The 20,893-nt window shown below is 67.7% G+C and carries 21 protein-coding genes; 12 read left to right on the top strand and 9 right to left on the bottom strand.

The features are described from left to right. Positions 1 to 114 precede the first annotated feature (114 nt). The 5 genes from ACFWO8_RS05340 to ACFWO8_RS05320 all read left to right on the top strand — a co-directional run bounded on the left by ACFWO8_RS05340 (position 115) and on the right by ACFWO8_RS05320 (position 4,152). Positions 115 to 873, top strand: coding sequence for an SDR family NAD(P)-dependent oxidoreductase (locus ACFWO8_RS05340; protein ID WP_378943260.1), 759 nt, complete (start codon positions 115 to 117; stop codon positions 871 to 873). 5 nt (positions 874 to 878) lie between these two features. After that, positions 879 to 1,442 (top strand): orotate phosphoribosyltransferase, encoded by a 564-nt coding sequence (gene pyrE, locus ACFWO8_RS05335; RefSeq protein WP_378943255.1) that lies wholly within the window; start codon positions 879 to 881, stop codon positions 1,440 to 1,442. A 69-nt stretch (positions 1,443 to 1,511) separates the two neighbouring features. Beyond that, the gene (locus ACFWO8_RS05330; RefSeq protein ID WP_378942775.1) at positions 1,512 to 2,570 is read left to right on the top strand and encodes a beta-ketoacyl-ACP synthase III; all 1,059 of its coding nucleotides are present in this window, start codon (positions 1,512 to 1,514) and stop codon (positions 2,568 to 2,570) included. Between the two features lies 1 nt (position 2,571). Next, positions 2,572 to 3,261 (top strand): lysoplasmalogenase family protein, encoded by a 690-nt coding sequence (locus tag ACFWO8_RS05325; RefSeq protein ID WP_378942770.1) that lies wholly within the window; start codon positions 2,572 to 2,574, stop codon positions 3,259 to 3,261. Positions 3,262 to 3,273: 12 nt separating this feature from the next. Next, complete coding sequence (locus tag ACFWO8_RS05320; protein ID WP_378942765.1) at positions 3,274 to 4,152, top strand: alpha/beta fold hydrolase; 879 nt, start codon at positions 3,274 to 3,276, stop codon at positions 4,150 to 4,152. Positions 4,153 to 4,273: 121 nt separating this feature from the next. On the opposite strand, the gene ACFWO8_RS05315 is transcribed toward ACFWO8_RS05320, so the two are convergent. Next, positions 4,274 to 4,720 carry a hypothetical protein gene (locus tag ACFWO8_RS05315; protein ID WP_378942761.1) on the bottom strand — a complete coding sequence of 149 codons (447 nt, stop codon included), beginning with the start codon at positions 4,718 to 4,720 and terminating at the stop codon, positions 4,274 to 4,276. 147 nt (positions 4,721 to 4,867) lie between these two features. Here ACFWO8_RS05315 and ACFWO8_RS05310 point away from each other — a divergent pair, with 147 nt between their 5' ends. Beyond that, positions 4,868 to 5,533, top strand: a complete 666-nt coding sequence (locus ACFWO8_RS05310) for a TrmH family RNA methyltransferase (RefSeq protein WP_378942756.1) — start codon at positions 4,868 to 4,870, stop codon at positions 5,531 to 5,533. A gap of 132 nt (positions 5,534 to 5,665) precedes the next feature. Next, the gene (locus ACFWO8_RS05305) at positions 5,666 to 6,754 is read left to right on the top strand and encodes a glycoside hydrolase family 76 protein (protein WP_378943251.1); all 1,089 of its coding nucleotides are present in this window, start codon (positions 5,666 to 5,668) and stop codon (positions 6,752 to 6,754) included. 1 nt (position 6,755) lies between these two features. On the opposite strand, the gene ACFWO8_RS05300 is transcribed toward ACFWO8_RS05305, so the two are convergent. Both ACFWO8_RS05300 and ACFWO8_RS05295 read right to left on the bottom strand, forming a co-directional pair. Beyond that, positions 6,756 to 7,421 carry a DedA family protein gene (locus ACFWO8_RS05300; protein ID WP_378943246.1) on the bottom strand — a complete coding sequence of 222 codons (666 nt, stop codon included), beginning with the start codon at positions 7,419 to 7,421 and terminating at the stop codon, positions 6,756 to 6,758. A gap of 32 nt (positions 7,422 to 7,453) precedes the next feature. Next, positions 7,454 to 8,110: a DedA family protein gene (locus tag ACFWO8_RS05295; protein ID WP_378943241.1), complete on the bottom strand. Its 657-nt coding sequence runs from the start codon at positions 8,108 to 8,110 to the stop codon at positions 7,454 to 7,456. Positions 8,111 to 8,390: 280 nt separating this feature from the next. Between ACFWO8_RS05295 and ACFWO8_RS05290 the strand changes: the two genes are divergently transcribed. From ACFWO8_RS05290 to ACFWO8_RS05280, 3 genes are all read left to right on the top strand, one after another. Next, complete coding sequence (locus ACFWO8_RS05290; RefSeq protein WP_378942745.1) at positions 8,391 to 9,827, top strand: RNA-guided endonuclease InsQ/TnpB family protein; 1,437 nt, start codon at positions 8,391 to 8,393, stop codon at positions 9,825 to 9,827. A gap of 110 nt (positions 9,828 to 9,937) precedes the next feature. Continuing rightward, positions 9,938 to 10,975, top strand: a complete 1,038-nt coding sequence (fbaA, locus tag ACFWO8_RS05285) for a class II fructose-bisphosphate aldolase (RefSeq protein ID WP_378942741.1) — start codon at positions 9,938 to 9,940, stop codon at positions 10,973 to 10,975. Positions 10,976 to 11,005: 30 nt separating this feature from the next. Continuing rightward, positions 11,006 to 12,124, top strand: coding sequence for a BTAD domain-containing putative transcriptional regulator (locus tag ACFWO8_RS05280; RefSeq protein ID WP_378942733.1), 1,119 nt, complete (start codon positions 11,006 to 11,008; stop codon positions 12,122 to 12,124). A gap of 50 nt (positions 12,125 to 12,174) precedes the next feature. Here ACFWO8_RS05280 and ACFWO8_RS05275 read toward each other — a convergent pair whose 3' ends face one another. The 3 genes from ACFWO8_RS05275 to ACFWO8_RS05265 form a co-directional block, all read right to left on the bottom strand. Beyond that, entirely contained in the window at positions 12,175 to 13,227 is a 1,053-nt protein-coding gene (locus tag ACFWO8_RS05275; RefSeq protein ID WP_378942722.1) for a fused (3R)-hydroxyacyl-ACP dehydratase subunits HadA/HadB, read from the bottom strand. 98 nt (positions 13,228 to 13,325) lie between these two features. Further along, the gene (locus tag ACFWO8_RS05270) at positions 13,326 to 15,257 is read right to left on the bottom strand and encodes a hypothetical protein (RefSeq protein ID WP_378942714.1); all 1,932 of its coding nucleotides are present in this window, start codon (positions 15,255 to 15,257) and stop codon (positions 13,326 to 13,328) included. 269 nt (positions 15,258 to 15,526) lie between these two features. Next, the gene (locus tag ACFWO8_RS05265; RefSeq protein WP_378942711.1) at positions 15,527 to 16,288 is read right to left on the bottom strand and encodes a hypothetical protein; all 762 of its coding nucleotides are present in this window, start codon (positions 16,286 to 16,288) and stop codon (positions 15,527 to 15,529) included. Between the two features lie 525 nt (positions 16,289 to 16,813). Here ACFWO8_RS05265 and ACFWO8_RS05260 point away from each other — a divergent pair. Both ACFWO8_RS05260 and ACFWO8_RS05255 read left to right on the top strand, forming a co-directional pair. Beyond that, the gene (locus tag ACFWO8_RS05260; protein ID WP_378942708.1) at positions 16,814 to 17,248 is read left to right on the top strand and encodes a DUF3151 domain-containing protein; all 435 of its coding nucleotides are present in this window, start codon (positions 16,814 to 16,816) and stop codon (positions 17,246 to 17,248) included. A gap of 25 nt (positions 17,249 to 17,273) precedes the next feature. Beyond that, positions 17,274 to 18,440 (top strand): aromatic acid exporter family protein, encoded by a 1,167-nt coding sequence (locus ACFWO8_RS05255; RefSeq protein ID WP_378942703.1) that lies wholly within the window; start codon positions 17,274 to 17,276, stop codon positions 18,438 to 18,440. A gap of 1 nt (position 18,441) precedes the next feature. Here ACFWO8_RS05255 and ACFWO8_RS05250 read toward each other — a convergent pair whose 3' ends face one another. From ACFWO8_RS05250 to ACFWO8_RS05240, 3 genes are read right to left on the bottom strand one after another with little or no spacing between them, the layout of a single operon-like run. Beyond that, on the bottom strand, positions 18,442 to 19,296 hold the full coding sequence (locus ACFWO8_RS05250; protein ID WP_378942699.1) for a glycosyltransferase: 855 nt from the start codon (positions 19,294 to 19,296) through the stop codon (positions 18,442 to 18,444). A gap of 40 nt (positions 19,297 to 19,336) precedes the next feature. Continuing rightward, on the bottom strand, positions 19,337 to 20,125 hold the full coding sequence (locus ACFWO8_RS05245; protein ID WP_378942692.1) for a site-2 protease family protein: 789 nt from the start codon (positions 20,123 to 20,125) through the stop codon (positions 19,337 to 19,339). Then, positions 20,122 to 20,751: a hypothetical protein gene (locus tag ACFWO8_RS05240; RefSeq protein WP_378942689.1), complete on the bottom strand. Its 630-nt coding sequence runs from the start codon at positions 20,749 to 20,751 to the stop codon at positions 20,122 to 20,124. The genes ACFWO8_RS05245 and ACFWO8_RS05240 overlap by 4 nt, the downstream gene beginning before the upstream one ends. Positions 20,752 to 20,893: the final 142 nt, after the last annotated feature.

The raw sequence follows: 20,893 nt of genomic DNA, 5'->3' as shown, positions 1-20,893 counted from the left end.
ACCGACAGTCCCTTGCGCCCAACAGTCACTGACGCGCCAGCGTTCGACAGTCTTTCGCGCACGGCCGGAGCGAAGGCGGAGGTACGCCTACCCGGCGTGCACCGCCCCGTCGCCATGATCACCGGGCCGACGTCCGGCATCGGGCAGGGCTTCGCCCACCGCCTCGCCGCCCTCGGCTACGACCTGGTGCTCGTCGCCAGGAACGAGCAACGACTGCGTGAACTCGCCGACGTGCTGGCCCGCCGTTTCACCACCTCGGCCGAGATCCTCGTCGCCGACCTGGCCGATGACGACGACCGCGCTCGCGTCGCCGCGCGCGCCGCGAGCGGCATCGACTTCCTCTTCAACAACGCGGGTTTCGCGCATTCGGGTGAGTTCTGGACACTCGAGCCCGCGCAGCTGCAAGCGCAGCTCGACGTGAACGTCACCGCGGTCCTGCAGCTCACCAGGGCAGCCCTGCCGCTGATGGTCGCGGCGGGCGCGGGTTCGATCGTGAATGTGGCGAGTGTGGCCGGGTTGATCCCCGGACGGGGGTCGACCTACTCGGCCTCCAAGGCCTACGTCGTATCCTTCACGGAGGGTTTGGCGGGTGGATTAGTGGGCACGGGTGTCCGCGTCCAAGCGCTGTGCCCCGGATTCGTGCAGACCGAGTTCCACGAGCGCGCGGGCATCGAGATGAGTTCGCTGCCCAAGCGCCTGTGGCTCGACGTCGATCAGGTCGTCGAAGGGTGCCTGCGGGATCTGGACTCCGGCCGGGTGATCAGCGTGCCCGGCGTGCAGTACAAGGTGCTCACCGCGGTCGCGGGCTTCGTCCCGCGCACCCTGGTGGCCCGGATGAATCGCGGACTCTTCAACGCACGCGGAAGGACATGACTCAGATGATCGACCAAGCACGTCAGTCGCTCACGAAGGCCGATCGCGACCAGCTGGCCGCCCTCGTGCGCGAGCTCGCGGTCGTGCACGGCAAGGTGACGCTGTCCTCGGGCAAGGAAGCCGACTACTACGTCGACCTGCGCCGCGCGACCCTGCACCACCAGGCCGCCCCGCTGATCGGTTCGCTACTGCGCGAGCTCGTCACCGACTGGGACTTCGACGCGGTCGGCGGGCTCACCATGGGCGCCGATCCGGTCGCGATGGCCGTGATGCACGCGCCGGGTCGCCCGATCGACGCGTTCGTGGTTCGCAAGGCGGCCAAGGCGCACGGCATGCAGCGCCAGATCGAGGGCCCCAACATCGTCGGCAAGCGAGTGCTCGTCGTCGAAGACACCACCACGACCGGCAACTCGCCGCTCACCGCGGTGCGCGCGCTGCGTGACGCCGGTGCGATCGTGGTCGGCGTCGCCACCGTTGTCGATCGGGAAACCGGTGCTGACCAGGTGATCGCCGAGGAGGGGCTGGAATATCGATCGATCCTCGGCCTCGACGATCTCGCCCTGGGTTAGCCTGAACAACGCCGAACCCGGACGACGACGTGGTCTGTCCGGAAAGTCTGAAGGACGTGTGAGTCACCTGTGGTGAGCATTGCAGTTAACAAAGGTCGCGACAACGTCGCGATGCTCGGGATCGGTGCCTACCGTCCGCAGCGCATCGTCACCAACGCCGAAGTGTGCGAGACCCTCGACTCGACGCCCGACTGGATCTTCGAACGCACCGGTATCCACAACCGGCGCTGGATCAGTGGCGACGAGACGATCCGGTCGATCTCCGCGGCCGCCGGTGAGCGCGCGCTGAACAACACCCCGATCGATCGATCCAAGATCGGCGCGGTCATCCTGTGCACCTCGAGCTGGCTCAAGCTCACCCCGCACGGTGCCCCCTCGGTGGCCTCCGACCTGGGGCTCAACGGCGTCGCGGCGTTCGACCTCACCTCCGGCTGTGGTGGCTTCTGCTACGGCCTCGGTGTCGCCGCCGACCTGATCCGCGCGGGCTCGTTCGACTATGTGCTGGTGATCGGCGCCGAGACGATGACCGTCGGCCTCGACCCCACCGACCGCGGCACCGCGATGATCTTCGGTGACGGCGCGGGCGCTGTGGTCGTTGGCCCGGCCGAGGACAACGGCATCTCCCCGACGGTCTGGGGCAGCGACGGCGAGAACGCCGAAGCCATCGCCCAGGACGTCGATTTCCTGGCGTACATGGACAAGGCGCAGGCCCTGCAGGGCACCGATCCCTCGGTCGAGGCCGTCGGCCGGATGTCGTTGCACATGGAAGGCCCGAAGGTCTTCCGCTGGGCCGCGGTCACCCTGCCGCGCGCGCTCTCGGCGGCGCTCGAGTCCTCCGGCGTGGCCAAGGACGACATCGAGGTGTTCGTCCCGCACCAGGCCAACGCCCGGATCAACGAGCTGATGAAGAAGAACCTCGGCCTGCCCGAGAGCGTCCCGATCGCCAACGACATCGAGAACACCGGCAACACCTCCGCCGCCTCGGTGCCACTGGCGATCGAGGAAATGCTGGTCACCGGCAAGGCGAAGGGCGGTCAGCTCGCGCTGCTGCTCGGCTTCGGCGCGGGCCTGAGCTACGCGGGCCAGGTCGTTACCCTGCCGCCCGCCCCGAAGGAACCGAGCTTCTGACATGCGAAGACTGCGCGCCGCTTATCTAGCGGCGGGTGCGGTCACCGTGTTCGGTGCCGTCACCGGCCGCGACCGCCTGCAATGGGTCGCCAAGCCACTGCTGATGCCACTGCTCGCCGCCGACACGGTGACCAGCGGAGTCGAGATCGATCCGGCCGAACGCCGGATCCTGCTCGGCTCGCTGGCCGCGGCCACCGTCGGCGACGTGCTGCTCCTCGACCCCGACGACGACCGCCGCCTCATCGCGGGCGCGTCATCGTTCGCGGTGATGCAGACCGGCTACTCGCTGCTGTGGTGGAAACGAGGCGCCCGCCCGCGCCCCGAGATCGCGCTTCCCCGGGTAATCGCCTGGGTAGGCGCGGCTGGTCTGCTGCGCGCGAAAGCCCCCGTCCTCGCGATCCCGCTCACCGCCTACGGCGCGACCCTTGGTACCGCCGCGACCCTCGCTTCGGATCCTGCCCTTGCGCCGGACGCGAAGAATATTGCGGGCCTGAACATTCCGAACGCCGACCCACGCAGTCGCCTCGGTATCGGCGCCCTGCTGTTCACGGTTTCGGACGGCCTGATCGTCCTACGCCGCCTCTTCGCCAACGACGACCGCACCCGTAGAGTCACCGAAGGTGTAATCCTGGCAACCTACGTCGCTGCGCAATACCTGCTTACGGACGCACTGCGGGACCGCAACCACTGATCTCGCCGGCACATGGGTAACTCATCGGGCACGAGCCAACCCGATCGCGATCCCCAAGACGCCGACGCCACCTACCCCGCGCCTCCGTCTGGCTGTGAATCGCGGAGAGGCGGGACTGTCACATGGCGCTTACCTGGGTGTCGTCGCCACGCAACAGCCCGCGCGCACGCTTCAACGATGACCCGGCAATCGCAGTTCATCGAGGTGCACGGGTATCGCCGGGCGTTCCGGATGGCAGGCACCGGTCCGCCGCTGTTGCTGATCCATGGGATCACCGACAGTTCGGGGACTTGGGCGCCCGTGTTCGACGCGCTCGCCGAGCACTACACCGTGATCGCGCCCGACCTGCTCGGTCACGGTGAATCGGCCAAACCACGCGCCGATTACGCCGTAGCGGCCTACGCCAACGGCATGCGCGACCTGCTCAGCATCCTCGGCATCGAGCGGATCACCGTGGTCGGGCATTCGCTGGGCGGCGGGGTCGCGATGCAGTTCGCCTATCAGTTCCCCGAGAAGGTGGAACGGATCGCGCTGGTCTGCCCACCGCCGCGGCCAGACCATCACCATGCTCGACCGCGGCTACCTCGCCGCCCACCTCCCGACGCTGGTCATCGGCGGCACCCGCGATACCGTCATCCCGTCGGGCCACGCCGATCGCGCCCACCGGGCTTTCCCCGGCAGTCGCATCGAAATCTTCGCGGGCGCAGGCCATTTCCCGCACCACTTCGACCCCGACCGCTTCGTCGAACTGATCCGCTCGTTCATCGAAGAGACCGATCCGGCCGTCTTCGACCCCGTCCGCTGGCAGCGCACACTCCGCCGCGGCCGTCCGATAGTCGGCCTTCCCTCACTCGAGCCCAAGCCCGAACCGGAGCCCGCGCAAACGGTTGAGCCCGTATCCGCCAAGGCGGTCGGGTCCGCACCCACATAACGCCTGGACACGCGGGGTGAACCGGCACCTTCGAATGAAGCTGTGCCCGTGGTGCTTCCAGCCGTCGGATTGAAAGACCGCTCACAGAACCAGGATGATCCGATCCCGGTCCTGCGGGTCGACACGAATCGGAACCGTCTCTCCCACAACCATTCTGGGTTTGTGCACCGGCATCACGTCCACCACGATCGTCCCGTGGTAGCTCTCGGACCCCGGCACCGTGAGCTCCACATCGAACTCGGTCAGCTCACTCGCATGATCGGTCCGACGCAACGGATGCACCCCGTCGATTCGTGCCCATCCCTCGAGCCCGTGCTTGCGCAACTGCCGGTCCGCCCGCGTCGGCATCGAAGCCCAGGTCATCGCGATCCCGCAGGCCGAGCCGAACAACCCGACCATGATCATCACCTGATACGGCGCCGTGCCCGGAGGTGCGTGCGGCGCCAACCATCCCAGCCACACCGCGAGCGCGATCAGATACCCCGCCACGACGCCGATCAGCGCCCGGAATACCCGCTCATGATCCATCTCGCTCACCACCCGCAAGTCGGTGTTCTTCCAGGGTAAGCGCCCTACGGCCGCCGCGATTACGCTTGGCCGATGAGCTACCCGCCCCCGGGCTACTATCAGCGCCCGCATTCCTCGACCTACTGAGCCCCCGCCTAGCATTGCCGGGTGAATGAACAAGAGGTCGCGGGCCCGACCGAGTGGGGCGAGCACCCGTACGGCCTCGGTCCGTGGGAGCAGGAATACGACACCCCCGTCCCCACCGACGCGCGCTATGACCCCGTCCTGCTGGCCGAGGGCGACCGCCGCAATGTCGTCGACGCCTACCGATACTGGACCCGCGAGGCGATCGTCGCCGACATCGACGCCCGCCGGTTCCCCTTCCACGTGGCCATCGAGAACTTCGGCCACGACGCCAATATCGGCACCGTCGTGCGCACCGCCAACGCCTTCGCCGCCGCGGCGGTGCACATCGTCGGCAAGCGGCGCTGGAACCGTCGCGGCGCGATGGTGACCGACCGCTACCAGCACCTCGTCCACCACAGCGACCTCGCCGAACTGCGTGAATTCGCCGCGCGCGAGGGTTTGACGGTGGTTGCCGTCGACAATGTGCCCGGCGCGGTCCCCCTGGAAACAGCCGACCTGCCACGCAACTGCCTGCTGTTGTTCGGCCAGGAAGGCCCCGGCGTCAGCGATGACGCGAAAGACGCAGCGGCGCTGACTGTTTCGATCGCCCAGTTCGGCTCCACCCGCAGCATCAACGCCGGTGTCGCCGCGGGCATCGCCATGCACGCCTGGATCCGTCAACACGCCGACCTATCCGCGGCTTGGTAACGGAATGGGCACGCCAATGTCGGTTCCACCTGGCACCATGGAGCCATGACCTCGCGCAGCGGCCGGCGCCCCCAGCCCTTTGATCGCGCCGGATCCGTGCCAACCCCGGCGCTGTGGTCCGAGCGTGCCGATATGGCCGAGTCCGCGATCATCTCGCGGCATCTGCGAATGCTGTGGGGTTGTCCGGGAACGGAATTGGGTGTTGTCGGCTGGCCGGCGACCCGTCGTGAACGGGCCTTCGTCGGCTGGCACTACTGGTGGCAGGCCCACCTGCTCGATGTGGCGGTCGACGCCGCCAATCGCGTCCCCACCCCCGCCAGGCGCAGGCGCATCGGCGCGATCGCCCGCGGCATCCGGCTACGCAACATCACCGGCTGGACCAACCGCTACTACGACGACATGGCCTGGCTGGCCATCGTCCTGGAGCGCGCCGAGCGAACCCAGGAACTCACCTCGGCCCGCAGCGGACTCCTCGCCCTCGAACAGAAGCTCTACGGCGCGTGGGAACCCGAGGTCGGCGGCGGCATTCCGTGGCGGATCAAATCGGACTTCTTCAACGCCCCCGCCAACGGCCCGGCGGGCATCGCGCTCTTACGCCTGGGTCGCGTCGAGCGCGCGCGAGAGATGGCCGACTGGCTCGACGCGACCCTCCGCGACCCCGAAACCGGCCTGATCCTCGACGGCATCCACCTACCCTCCGGTGAGATCGAACGCCCGGTGTTCAGCTACTGCCAGGGTGTTGTCCTCGGTTTGGAAGCCGAGCTGGCCGTGCACACCGACGACGAACGTCACATCGCTCGGGTGAGCACCCTGCTGGCCGCGGTGGAAGAACACATGACCACCCGCCTGGTGATCAACGGCGGCGGCGGCGGTGACGGTGGCCTGTTCAACGGCGTGCTGGCGCGCTATCTCGCGGTGGTCGCCCTGATGTTGCCCGGCGAGGGCAAGCAGGCCGAAACCGATCGGCGCACCGCCGCGGCCATCGTCAAAGCCTCGGCCACCGCGGCCTGGGCCAATCGACTAGAGGTCGAAGGCGAGCCGCTGTTCGGGCACGACTGGAGCAAACCGTCCCGGCTTCCCGGCGGTACCGCGGGCGCGGGCAAGTTCACCGCGGGTGGTTCGGTGACCGCCTCGGCCGTGCCGGAACGCGACTTATCCGTGCAGCTGTCCGGCTGGATGCTGATGGAAGCGGCCTACCAGGTCAGCGCGGCCGGGCTGTAGCTCAGCGCTCGGCGTCGGCCGCGATGCTGGGCTCGAGGTCGTAGTCCTCGACCGGCCTCGCCATCTCCTGGCGATAGTGCCGGATACCGACGACGGTGCCGATGATCAGACCGACGATCAGCGTGCCGACCACGACGGGCATGAGCCACGGCACCTGCTCGAGGAACTCGCCCGCGTAATACCCGATCAGCAACAGCACCGGCGCCCAGATGATCGCGCCGAGCGTGCTGGCCACGGTGTAGCGCCGATGATCCATCCCGGCCGCACCCGCCACCATCGGGCACAGCGTGCGCACCCACGGAATCCAGCGGGCCACCAGCACCGCGAGGAACCCGTGCCGTTCGAGCAGATCGGTGACCTTGGCCAGATTCTTGGTGTTGATGTAGCGGCCGTTCTTGCGCGCCACCACGCGATGCCCGGTACGCGCCCCGACGACATAGCCCACTTGGTTACCCGCGATCGCCGCGAGCATCGTGCCCACCGACAACGCCCAGACCTGCGCTTCGCCGTTGGCGTGCGAGGCAAGCACGATGCCTGCGGTGATCAGCATCGAATCACCGGGCAGGAACAGCCCGATGATGAACGCGCATTCGAGAAAGACGAAAACTAGCACCACCGTGCAGACCACAGCGGGGCCTGCCGAGATCAGCGGATCGAAGCTGCCCATAGCGAGGGTCGACGGTACTGCGGTCACAGGGATCAGTGTGTCTCGTTCGTCGAAGCAGCCAGCTCGCCGCTCTGTGCCGGGGCGGCCGGGGCATTACGGCGCTCGAGCACCTTCTTACCGACCGTGATGATCGCGGGCAGGATCGAGACGAACACGATCAGCAGGAAGATCGCTTCCACGTGGTCGCGGATGAACGGCACATTGCCGAGGAAGTAGCCGATGACCGTGACACCGCCACCCCACAGCACCGCGCCGACGATGTCGAACGCCACGTACTTGCGGTAGCTCATCTGCGACACACCCGCGAGCACCGGCATGAACGTGCGCACGATCGGCACGAACCTGGCCAGGATGATGGTCTTGGGGCCGTGCTTCTCGAAGAACTCGTGCGTCTCGGTGACGTAGTGCTTCTTGAAGAAGCGGCTGTCTTCCTTCTTGAAGATGGCCGGACCGATCTTGCGGCCGATCCAATACGCACACTGGTCGCCGGCGAATGCTGTGAGAATCACCAGCGGCACGAGCCACCAGATCGAGACCACAGGGTTCTCCTGCGCCGCGAGCATGCCGCCGGTGAACAGCAGCGAGTCACCCGGCAGCAACGGGAACAGCAGACCGGTCTCGATGAACACGATCGCCAGGATGGCGGGCAGAACCGCATTCTTGAGCCACGTCTCCTGGAGCAGATACATCGGGTCCAGCAACTGGGTCAACGCAAGGTTGCTCGTCACCGCATCGGATACCGCCAGCAAAGTCACGGCCCCCACAGTACCGGTCCGATCTGTGACATGAGTGCCCTGCGGGTGAACCTCGCGACCGGGTGATTCCGCTCTCGTCCTCCTGAGAGGATGTCCGAGACCCTCTGCCCGCCCACGTCCAGCGCCTGCCTGAATCCTACTGATCGAGAGCCCAGTTACGGTCCCGCTGTCCTCGAGCGATCAGTGTCGGTGTCCCGTGTCACACTCGTCGACGATGAGCCGCCACACCACTTTCCGATACTGCCTCGACCCCACCGTCGAGCAGTCCGACGTGCTCGCGCGGCATGCCGGTGCGGCCCGGTTCGCATTCAACCAAAGCCTCGACTTCGTCAGAACCGCCCTCGACCGCCGCAAAACCACCCCGCAACACCCAGTTCCGTGGACCCGGTTCGACTTGATCAACGCATTCAACACCTGGAAGAAGACTGATGCCGCCGGACGAGTCTTCACCGTCAGCCCCGACGGGGTCGCAGAGATCCAGGTAACCGGGTTGGCGTGGCGCACCCAGGTGTGCCAGCAAGTGTTCGAAGAGGCCGCCGTGGACTGTGGACGCGGCCTGGCGGCGTTCTCGGACTCCCGTAGCGGTAAACGCGCGGGTAAACGGGTCGGGTTCCCCCGTTTCAAGAAGAAGAACAAGACCACGCCATCGTTCCGGATCCGCAACAAGCACCCCAAAGGTGGACGGCCGACGGTCCGTGTCGGTGACAACGGCATCGTCCGGTCGGTGACCTTGCCCGGAATCGGTGCGATCCGGGTGCGTGACGACACTCGCCGGTTGCGGCGCCTACTCACCAAGGAACGCGCGAGGATCCTCTCTGTCACCGTCTCCTGTCGGGCTCGACGGTGGTGGATCTGCCTGACGCTTGAAGCCGCGGACTTGCACCCGGCGCACCATCACCGGCCGAGGGAGCATCACGATCACCACGGTTGGATCGGGATCGATCGCGGACTGGCAGTGTTCGCGGTCGCCGCGACCGCCGACGGAACCGAGGTCGCGCGCATCGTCACCGCTCCCAGACCGTTGGTTACAGAGGTGAGCAGGCAACGCCGTCTGGCGAGGTCGGTGTCCCGGAAACAGGTGGGTTCGCACAACCGTCGAGATGCCACGGCACGGTTGGCGCGCCATCATCATCGAGTCGCGAATGTTCGTCGTCACTTCGCCCATCAGGTCGCCAATAGGCTGGTCAAAACCCACGACCGGCTCGTGATCGAAGACTTGAACGTGGCGGGGATGCTCGGCAACCATCATGTGGCTCGCGCGATCAGCGACGCCGGATGGGCCGACTTCGCCCGACTGTTGACCTACAAACAGGCGTGGCGTAGCGGCACGGTCGCGATCGCGGATCAGTGGTATCCGTCGAGCAAGCGCTGCTCGGCCTGCGCGACGATCAACCCCACCCTGACGTTGGCGGATCGGACGTTCTTCTGTGGGTGTGGGTTTCGTGCCGACCGTGACCACAACGCGGCGGTCAATCTCGCTGCGTGGCCGACAAGTGACCAGGTCTTTTCACGATCCCCGGACCCCCGAGCAGGGGGCCGGGCCACCAATGTCCGCCGACGGGAAGGCGCTGACCGGAACCCTCGTGGTATCGGTGAAACCGTCCCGGTCGACGCGGGAACTGATGCTCATACCACGCGTGGTGTGAGCTGAGGACGCCCGGGAAGGGCGGTGTCTGGATGCAAACAAGTGTTCGGACACGCTGTAATTTAGGGTGTGGCCTGACAGAATGTTTTTTTCCCCACAAGACGGAGGTCACTGCTGTGCCTATCGCGACCCCGGAGGTCTACGCCGAGATGCTCGGCCGGGCCAAGGCGCACTCGTTCGCGTTCCCGGCTATCAACTGCACTTCGTCGGAGACGATCAACGCCGCCATCAAGGGCTTCGCCGACGCGGGCAGTGACGGCATCATCCAGTTCTCCACCGGTGGCGCCGAATTCGCTTCGGGCCTCGGCGTGAAGGACATGGTCACCGGCGCGGTGGCACTGGCCGAGTTCGCGCACATCGTGGCCGCGCGCTACGACGTGACGATCGCGCTGCACACCGATCACTGCCCCAAGGACAAGCTGGACACCTACGTGCGTCCGCTGATCGCGATCTCGCAGGAGCGCGTCAACAACGGCCTGAACCCGCTGTTCCAGTCGCACATGTGGGACGGCTCGGCCATCCCGATCGACGAGAACCTCGAGATCGCCAAGGAACTGCTGAAGGCCTGTCAGTCGGCCAACATCATTCTCGAGGTCGAGATCGGTGTCGTCGGCGGCGAGGAAGACGGCGTCGAGGCCGAGATCAACGACAAGCTCTACACCTCGCCCGAGGACTTCGAGAAGACCATCGACGCGCTCGGCGGTGGCGAGAACGGCAAGTACCTGCTCGCCGCCACCTTCGGCAACGTGCACGGTGTGTACAAGCCGGGCAACGTGGTGCTCAAGCCCGAGGTGCTGGCCGAGGGCCAGCGCGTCGCGGCCGCCAAGCTGGGCCTGGCCGAGGGTGCGCAGCCGTTCGACTTCGTCTTCCACGGTGGATCGGGCTCGCTGAAGTCCGAGATCGAGGACTCGCTGCGCTACGGCGTGGTGAAGATGAACGTCGACACCGACACCCAGTACGCCTTCACCCGCCCGGTCGCCGGCCACATGTTCGCCAACTACGACGGTGTGCTGAAGATCGACGGTGAGGTCGGCAACAAGAAGGTCTACGACCCGCGCAGCTACCTCAAGAAGGCCGAGACCTCGATGGCCGAGCGTGTGGCCGAGGCCTGCAACGACCTGAAGTCGGCCGGTCGCTCCGTCAGCGGTTCCTGATTTTCGCATCAACAAACGGGGCCCGAGCTCATGAGTCTTGATGTCCGTGTGCTCGGGCCCGTCCGATTGCTCGTCGGCGGTGAGCCGGTAGCGGTCGGCGGGCCCAAGCCGCGCGCTCTCCTTGCCGCGCTCACCGTCAACAGGCGGCGCGCGGTGTCTTCTGCTGTGCTGGCCGAGATGGTCTGGAACGAGGATCCACCGGATTCCTACGCGGCCAGTCTGCAGGTGTTCGTGTCGAACATTCGCAAAGCGCTGCGCAACGCGGGGATCGATTCGGCGCAGGTATTGCGGACCGAGGGTGCGGGGTATCGGCTCGAAATCCCGGATACCGCCTGTGATCTCGGACGGTTCGAGAGCGCGCGCGAAGCGGGTTCGCGATGCCTGGACGCGGGTGACCACCCCGGCGCCGCCAACCTTTTCGGTGCGGCACTGCGTGAATGGACCGGGCGGGCACTGGCCGACCTGGCCGGCTTGCAGTTCGCCGACGGTTTCGCCACCGCGATGAACGAGGAGCGGCTACTCGCCGTCTCCGCCCGTGTCGACGCTGAAATCGCCTGCGGTCGGGCGTCTTCGGTGATCGGCGAGCTGGTGTCGATGACCAACGAGCATCCGCTGCGCGAGCCGCTGTGGGGGCAGTTGATCACCGCGCTGTATCTGTCCGGGCGGCAGGCGGATGCGCTGGAGGCGTGCCGACGGGTACGTGGGGTGCTCGCCGAGGAATTGGGGATCGATCCCGGCGCGGCGCTGATCGAGCTGGAGCAGCGGGTTCTGCGGCAGGAGCCGTTGAATGTGTTGGCGTCCAGGCGATCTGATCAGGTGGCCGCGGCGATGACCGAGACGGTTACCGAGGTGCCGCAGTCGATCCGGAACGGCAATCTGCGGTTCGCGGATGGTCGCACCTTGCCGATTCCGCACGGCGGCATCAGGATCGGCCGGATGACGGATAACGAGCTGGTCCTCGATGATCCGAAGGCCAGTCGGTATCACGCGCACATCATGCCGAGCCGGGCTGGTCTGCTGATCAAGGATCTGCACTCCGCCAACGGGGTTTACGTCAATGAGGCGCCTATCGACAGCGGTGCGCTGTTGGCTGACGGGGATGTAATCCGTATCGGCGGAACCGTTTTGGTGTTCATCGCGGTGAAGTAGGGCTGGGTCGGGTGTGGCGACCCAGCCACTCCTTGGGTCGCGGGTGGGGCCTACGTAAGCCGGATCTCGGCTACTGCTCGGCCGAAGAGTTTGCGGCCCTCGGAAACTCCGCTCAGGAGGACTGTTGCCGCGCGCCGAACGGGGTCGACCGACTTGATCTTTCCGGAGAACTCGATGACGCCTGCCTCGGCGGGGGGGACCGGAACGAAACCGGAGAACCGGACGCTCAACTTCTCGATGGCGGTCGGGTCGCCCAGCCAATCGGTGAGGTACTGCGCGGCCAGGCCCATGGTGAGCAGGCCGTGGGCCACCACTGTGGGCAGGCCGGCCAGTTCGGCGGCGCGGTCGCTGAAGTGGATGGGGTTGGGGTCGCCGGAGACGCCTGCGTAGTTGGCGAGGTCGCCGCGGGTCAGGCGGGCGGTGGCGGGCGGGAGTTCGGTTCCCTTTGCCAGGGTGTCGAATTCGGGGGTGGTGTTGACCGCGACGGTTTCGCGCGGTGGAACCGCGGGGGCGGGGCCGGTGCGGCGGATCAGCAGGTCGCCGGTGTCGGCGATGACATCGGGGCGGGGCTGCATGCTGATGTTCTCGACGGCCTCGACGATATTGGCGTCGACCTCGATGCCACGGCGGGCCACGATCGTGGTGGTGCCCTGCACGGCGACCTGGTCGTGCTGGTTGCGCAGCTTGAAACCGACATTGATGAAGTCGTTGTCGCCGAACTGGCGGATCGACTCGATCTCGATCTCGGTGCTGATCCGGTCGCCCGCCAGCATCGGGTGGAACAGCTCGAAAACCTGGTCGGTCTGCAGCACCTGGGAGAGGTCGTACTCGGTGAGCACGGTGTCGAGCAGGGCGCGGGTGGCGGTCATGCCGATCACCGAGGCGAAGGTCGGCGGGGCGATCACCCCGTCATAGCCGAGCTTGCGCGCGTCGACTTCCTGCTGATGGGCGGGGTGCAGATTCTGCACGGCCCTGGCGAATTCTCGGATCTTCTCGCGGCCGACTTCGTAGTGATCGCGGAATCCGAAGCGCTGACCAACCAGCGTCGCATCCGGGACCACAGCTTCGATGTCCGGCTGCACCACTGTCTGTTCCCTGCTCATGATCCGGAAAACTTTACTTGTTTACCCATCTGGATCACCAGTTATGTGTGACCCGTCATAGCAGGCAGAAGCGTCCGCTACGACGGGTCAACGCACGATCAGGGGGTACCCGCGGGGTCACACACCTTCCAGCTACCGTCGGTGCGCTGCAGGTCGAACGTCCGCGCGGTCCGCTTCGACGGATCCGCCGTGGTGTACACCGTGGCCTGGGCCAGCGCGGTTTCGCCGGTGATCCGCACCGCGTCCACGCTGTCGACCACCGGAATGGATCCGCGCTCGGTCGAGACCTCGTGCACGCCCTTGAACTGCTCGGGTGTGATGCCCTGGTAGAACGCGTGCAGCTCGCCACACGTGCTGGCCCGCAGGTCCTCCAGGTCACCGCTGCGCAGCGCGTCGGTGTAATCCCCGATTACCGCCTTCACCTGCCCCTCGGGCGAATCGTCCGCACCGCCCATCAGCGCCACGACCGTCGCGATCAAGGCGACAACCAGCACCGCGGCCCCACCGGCGGCCAGCAACCACTTCTTGGGCCGCTTGGCCCCGGCCTCACCGCCATCCTCGCCTTGCTGGGCCCCGATGCGCTGCGGCGGCGCCACCGCCCGCTGCCCATCGGCCAACTGCTGGGCGGGCTTTGTCGGCTGGATATCCGCGGGCGAAGGCGCCGACCCACCCGTTCGCTGCGGCCCACCCGGCCCGCGCGGCGGCGAGGGCTGAGTTTCCTCGACTCCCGGCCCCGCGCCACGCGGACCTTGCTCGTCGGAGTCGCCCGGTCCGGGCCGACCGGGCGACTGGTTGCCCGCGGCCGCGAGTCCTGACAGGCCGACCGCTGCGGGTCCTTGCTGGTTCGAAGCGCCCGGTCCGTGCTGACCTGCGGGCCCGTGCTGGCCGGGGCTCTGTTGTCCTGGACCCAGAGGCCCGTGCTGGCCGGGACCACCGGGCCGAGAACCGACGGGCCCTTGCTGACCTGAGCCTTGCTGCCCCGGTCCTGCTGGTCCGCGATGGTCAGTGCCCTGGTGTCCGGGACCGACCGGGTACTGGCCCGGCCCGGCAGGTCCGACCTGGCCCGGCCCGGCGAGCCCTTGTTGCCCGGCCTGACGCGGCCCGGCAGGACCGCGCGGTGTGTTCGGCGGCGGCGTCATCGCAGGCCGCCCACCCGCGGGCGGCACCACCCGATCGGTTCCACCCGGCCCGGCGGTCTTCGCCCGCTGCACCGGCATGGCGGTGGTCGGCGCATCCGCCGAACTCACCACCCGCATCGCCACGGTCTGATCCTCGGAAGCGGGACCGCCGCCCTTCGACCCACCCGTCTCGAACTTCTCGGTCGCATCGACGTCACCCGGCTTTTGGCCCCGTGAGCCACCCGCTCCCGTGGCAGCCGCGGACCCGGCGGCCCCGGACCCGGCAGCACCGGACCCGGCAGCCGCGGACCCGGCGGCCCCGGACCCGGCAGCACCGGACCCGGCGGCCCCGGACCCGGCAGCCGCGGACCCGGCGGCACCGGACCCGGCAGCCGCGGACCCGGCGGCACCGGACCCGGCAGCAGTGGACCCTGAGACCCCGGACTTTGCGGCCGTGGCCGTGGCTGCGGTCCCTGCGTCTACAGCGGCAGTCGGATCGCCCTTCGGCCCTACGGTGGCAGTAATACCCGAATCGGCTTCTGTTGCAGTGGTTTCCGTGCCTCCCGTGGGGCTGTCGCCGTCCTGCGCGCGCTGGCCGGAGCCGCCATCGGTGGTCGACTTCGAGCTCTGCGGATCTGACGACTCGGCGGATCCGCTGCCCGCCGCCGCAGCACCCGCGGCTGCGGCACCTACCACCGCTGCACCGGCGACCGAGCCGCGTGCGGTCGAGCCGCTCGGCGCGGATGTCTTGTCGGACTCCACATCCGACGCGTCGGCAAGATCGGCCCTGTTCATCCCTGCGGTAGGCACATCCGCCTGCGCCGACTTCGCCTGGGCGCCACCGATCTTCACCGTGTGGTCATCCGCCGAACCCCCGTGCCCCGCCGTCGGATTCCGCCCGGGAATCGACATGGCGGTCGTCGGTGCGTCCGGTCCGGCGACGTTGGAACCCCGCTCGTCACGAGGCGCTGGGCTCGAAGCAGCCGCCTGGTCACCTCGGTTCCCACCGGGCAGCCCCTTCGACAGCCCAGCCAACGGCGACCCGCCAGCAGCTGAATCCTGTTCCGCGCCTTGCCCACCCGGACCCACGGGCGCACTTCCTTGCCGGCCGACGGAAGGCGATCCACCGGGACCGCTCACTCGCGAAGGCCCACCCGGCCCGGCAGGCCGCGGCCCACCACTCACATTGCCCGGCCCGCCGACCTGCCGAGCACCGGCGTTTTCCCCGGCTCGGGGTCCACCGCCTTGCTGCGAACCCGGTCCACCGGGACCGTATCCCGCGTGCGGTCCACCCGGCTGTTGCGGACCGGGTCGGCCGCTTCCTGCCTGGGGGCCACCGGTTTGTTGACCAGGTCGGCCGCTCGGTCCCTGTCCGGCGTGGGGACCGGCGGTTTGCTGTGGATCGAGTCCGCCGCTCGGTCCGTGTCCCGCTTGCGGTCCGCCGGTTTGCTGTGGACCAGGTCCGCCACTCGGTCCGCGTCCGGCCTGCGGTCCGCCGCCTTGTTGCGAGCCGGGACCACCGACCGGACCCCCTGACCGTGGTCCACCCTGGCCCGGATGTTGTGGTGCGCCAGGCGCGTTACCCGGTCGACCCGAAGGTTGTTGTGCGCCGGGCACATTGCCCGGCTGTCCCGCACCGGGACCGCTACCCGGTCGTGCCCCACCGGGCGTAAACCCTGGCCGCCCCCATGACTGCTGCGACCCCGGACCCGAAGACTGTTGTCCACCAGGCGCATTGCCCGGCCGCGCCGATCCCTGCCCCACGCCGGGTGCGTTGCCACCGGGCAGCCCACCAGCGGGGTTGCCCTGCGGTGCACGAGGTCCACCTTGCGGCGGTCCACCCGCAGTGCCCTGCGCACCCGCCCGAGTTCCACCGGCGGCATCGGCACCGGGACCACCCGAGCGCTGAGGACCACCGGCCTGCTCGCCTGGCTGCGTCCCACCGGAACGCGCGTCCGCGGCATCATCGGGCTGAACCGGCAGATCCCCTCGCCGAATCACCACCGTCTGATCCGCACCCACCGGCGGCCGCGTCGCCCGGTCCGGCTCGGTGACCGAGTCAGGTGCGCCGGGAGGCGACGCGGACGAATCGTCACGCTGGCCGGGCGCGCCGGGACCGGCAGACTCTGCTGCCGGGTTGTTCTCGTCGGTCGGGTCGGACACCTCTGTACCCCTCGCTCAGGCTCGAACGTTGCACTCTGCGCTCAGCCTAATAGGCGCAGCCGCGAAGCGGTCCCAAGTCTCTCGCGCATGGTCGGAGCGAGTGCGGCGGCGGCGCTGAGCGGTCCCAGCTCTATCGCGCACGGCCGCGGCGAAGACAGGCCTCGAAGGCGTAGCCGCGAAGCGGTCGGCGAGGCCTGCCGCGCGCGGCCGAAGGCACCCCTGACGGGCGCTGCGTGCGGGAGACCGCCGATCACCAAGCGGCGGGCCGGTCGGCGTCTGTCAGACCCTCGGTGCACAATGAACCCATGACCTCCTTCGGTGACCTGCTCGGACCGCAGCCGGTCCTCCTTCCCGAACTGACCGACGCCGAAGACGCCATTGCCGCGGGCACCGACCCCGTCGAGGTAGTCGCGCAATACCCGGCCGCGTCTATCGCATGGGCACAGCTCGCCGAGGCCGCCCTGAAGCGCGCAGGCGGCGAGGTGAACCACGACACCGTCGCCGCGTACGCCTTCGCCCGCACCGGCTACCACCGCGGCCTCGACCTGCTGCGTCGCAACGGCTGGAAGGGTTTCGGCCCCGTCCCGTGGAGCCACGAACCCAACCAGGGCTTCCTGCGCAGCGTCGGCGCGCTGGCGAGCGCCGCGAAGACGATCGGCGAAACCGAGGAGTACGCACGCTGCCTCGACCTGCTCGAGGACTGCGATCCGCGCGCGGCGAACGAACTCGGCCTGGACTGAGTCAGTAGTCGGGTCCGAGTCGTAGGTGAGCGAGCACAAGCCTTTCGTCGCCGTCGCCACGCCGGTAGTCGCGGCCGCCAAGGTCACGACCGTCGGCCGGTATCGGGCGTCGATCGAGCGCTTGCGGCTCTCGGCCATCCCGATCATCCAGTGCGCGCTCGGCGCCGCACTGGCCTGGTTCATCGCCCACGACCTCGTCCACCACGTCGAACCGTTCTTCGCGCCGACCGCCGCGGTGGTCTCCATCGGTATCTCGTTCGGTGCGCGGGTGCGCCGCTCGGTGGAGTTGGTGGTGGGTGTCGCGGTCGGCATCGGCATCGGCGACCTGTTCATCGCCCAGGTCGGGACCGGTGTCTGGCAGGTGGGCCTGGTGGTCGGCGGCGCGATGGCGGTGTCGGTATTTCTCGGCAGCGGCGCGCTCATGACGATGCAGGCGGCGGGTTCGGCCGTGCTGGTCTCGACCTTGAATCAGGCGCCCGGCGCGGGGCCGAACCGCATGATCGACGCCTTGATCGGCGGGCTCGTCGGCGTGCTGATGGTCGCGCTGATCCCACTGCACCCGGTGCGCCGCGCCCGCGAACACGCCGCCGCCGTGCTGTCGGTGATGAGTAAATCGATGATCGCCTGCGCCGACGGCCTGCTCGAACAGAACTCGACGAAGGTGTCCGACTCGCTGTCGGCGGTGCGCGACACCCAGCCCCAGATCGACGCCTTACGCGACGCACTCGCGGGGGGCCGCGAGATCAGCCGCATATCGCCGCTGTATTGGAATTCCCGAAAACGCTTGCAACGCATCCACAACGCGGCCGACCCGCTCGACAACGCCGTCCGCAATACCCGTGTGCTGCTTCGCCGTTCGCTCACCCTCGTCCGCGACGACGAGGTCCTCGACCCGCGCCTGATCGACCTGGTCAACCAGTTGGGCCACGCCACCGACGTGGTCCGCACAATGATGCTGGCCGACCCAGGCCAGCAACCCGATCAGGCCGAAGCCCTCAAGTTGTTGCGCAGCGTCGCCAAGGACGCTCGCCCCGAACTCGTTGTCGGGGCGGGATTGTCGGCACACGTGGTGTTCGCGCAGATCCGTTCGATCCTGGTGGATCTGATGGTGGTGTGTGGGATGCAGCGCATCTCGGCCATCGCCCTGCTCCCACCCACCGTGCCCAATCCGTATGTGACGCCGGAGGAGTAACTCAGTCGCCGACGGGGGAAACGCGTGGGCGCCCCGAACGCAGCGAGAAACGCTTGCGGTCGAAGTCCCATGCCCGGTAGATCGGCCACTGCGAGGTGTGCATGATCCAGGCACCGGTGATCACCGCGCGATGGAACGGCACGATGTTGTAGCCCTGGTTGGCGATGGTCTGCAGGCCGCGCAGCTGGTACTTCCACCACACGTCGGGCGGGGTCTTGCGCCGGCGCGCGGAGATCTCCGCCCGCAAGGCAGGCAGCTGGTCGATGCGCAGTTTCGCCTTCGCGAGGCACAGCGCCAGATCGAGGTCTTCGTGCAGGTCACGGCGGGTAGTGGTGGCCGAACGCACCTGTTCCCACGCCGAGCGCCGGATCGCCATATTGGCGCCGTGCACATTGCCGACGGGCTGGGTCTTGATCATCCCGAGCCGCTCCTGTCCGCCGATCGCGGCGGCGAGGAAGATGCCGATCGGGGAGTCGTGATAGGTGCTGATACCGGTCACCGCCATGGTGTCCGAGTAGGCGTCGAGGTGGGCGCGCACGGTGGCACCCCACTCGGGGGAGACGAGGGTGTCGGCGTCGATGCGGCCGAGGTAGTCGCCGCGAGCCTTGTCGAAACCGGTGTTGCGAGCGAACGCGACGCCGGGCTGCGGCTCGGAGAACAATTCGATCTTGGGATGGCGGGCGGCGAGTTCGGCGACGATCTCGCGGGTGTTGTCGGTGCTTCCGTTGTCGACGACGACGATCTCGTCGATCGCATCCTGGCTGACAAGGCGCTCGAGACACGCGGTGATGCCCGCTGCTTCGTCGAGGGCCGGGATGACGACGGACAGGACAGCGGACGATCCGGTGGAGCTCATACGCAATTTCCGTTCCAGGGTCGATTCTGACCCGAGGCTATCAACGCCAGAAACGGGTCAACTGGCCGCCGTAGGCAGCCCACACCTCTGGTACCCCCGAAAGTTCGAACAATGCGTAAACGCCGTTGAAGAACACCTGACTCAACGGGGTGAAAAAGATGACAGCGAACAGGATCAACATGCCGTATGGCTTGAATTGATCGAGCGAGCGCCGCGTCTGGTAGCTCAGCGACGGCTCGATGATCCCGTAGCCGTCCAGCCCCGGCACCGGCAGAATGTTCAGCAGAAACGCTGTGATCTGCAGAAACGCCAGAAAACTCAGCCCGCACCAGAACGCGGGATGTTCGGCGACCGAGCCGAAAGCCCGGATCACGATCAGCAGCACCACCGCGCACAGCGCGTTCGACGCGGGTCCGACCGCGCTCACCAGGCGCTGCACACTCGTCTTGAACCGCGTCGTGTCCACATACACCGCGCCACCGGGCAAACCGATCCCGCCGAGCGCGATGAACACCAGCGGCAGGCCGATCGACAGCACCGGGTGGCTGTATTTCAGCGGATTCAGCGTGAGATACCCACGGATCTCCACCTCGTGATCGCCCGCTCGCCACGCCACATACGCGTGGGAGAACTCGTGCAGGCACAAACTGATGATCCAGCCGAACACCACGAGCAGGAATACGCCGACCTTGGCGCGCACCGAATCGATATCGGCGTCCCAGGCGAGTGCGCCGCCGCCCACCGCGACCAGCACGATCAGCAGGAAAACCGGGCTCGGCCGGACCGCGCTGTGCCCGGTCCGCCGATCCGAGGGGAAGGAGTAAGTCATCGCACCAGCAACCAGGGTTGTTCGAATCGATAAAAGGTCGAGCGGGGGACGGTGCGTTCGGCGGTGATCCCGTCGCGGGTGACCACGGCCCCCGGGGTGCCGAGTTGGGCAGCGCGACCGGAAACCCAGGTGCGTTTGCGCAGGCCTTTGCGCACTCGTGCGCGGACACCGGGCATGGTCATCGTCGGCGAGATCAGCATCGTGGCGACCTTGCCGGTGAACAGCAGCGTGTCGTCGACATAGGCTTCGCCTTCGAGCTTCGCGCCGTCGACGCCGGTGATGCTCGCGCGGCCGACGAGCACGGTGCCGGTGTCGTCGCGGATCAGCGGCGTCTCGACGGCCCGGCCCTCCACCGCTCGCTTCGCGGCGCCGTTACCGGTTCCGGTCTGATAGACCCGCGAGGCATAGGACGTATCGACCGGTACGAAACCGACCTCGACATGCAACCGCTCGGTGCGCATCAAATGGGTGAGCACGGCGGCGAGCGAGGCATCGGCGCCGAGCACGATCAGGCGCGGCAGGCTGTCGGCGGCCAGCACCGGCAGCAGCTCATCGATCACCGCGACATCGGGCACCCGCCCGGTCTGGGTGTTGGGTAACGAGGAGAGCGCGATCGGGACCGGCATGTCACCGCATCGGAGAACGTGGGTACTCAAACTGCGGCACACCCTCCTCGGTCACGCAAACTCACTGCCGACTGATAACCGTAACCGATCAGGGCAGGTGCGGTAGGGCGGGGTCGGCGCTCCGTGGGGCAGGTCGACGGGA

Origin of the sequence: Nocardia sp. NPDC058480, assembly GCF_042720495.1 — a bacterium.
Classification (GTDB): Bacteria; Actinomycetota; Actinomycetes; order Mycobacteriales; family Mycobacteriaceae; genus Nocardia.
Note: the sequence above shows the minus strand (reverse complement) of the source record. Positions and strands in the feature narration are given on the sequence as shown.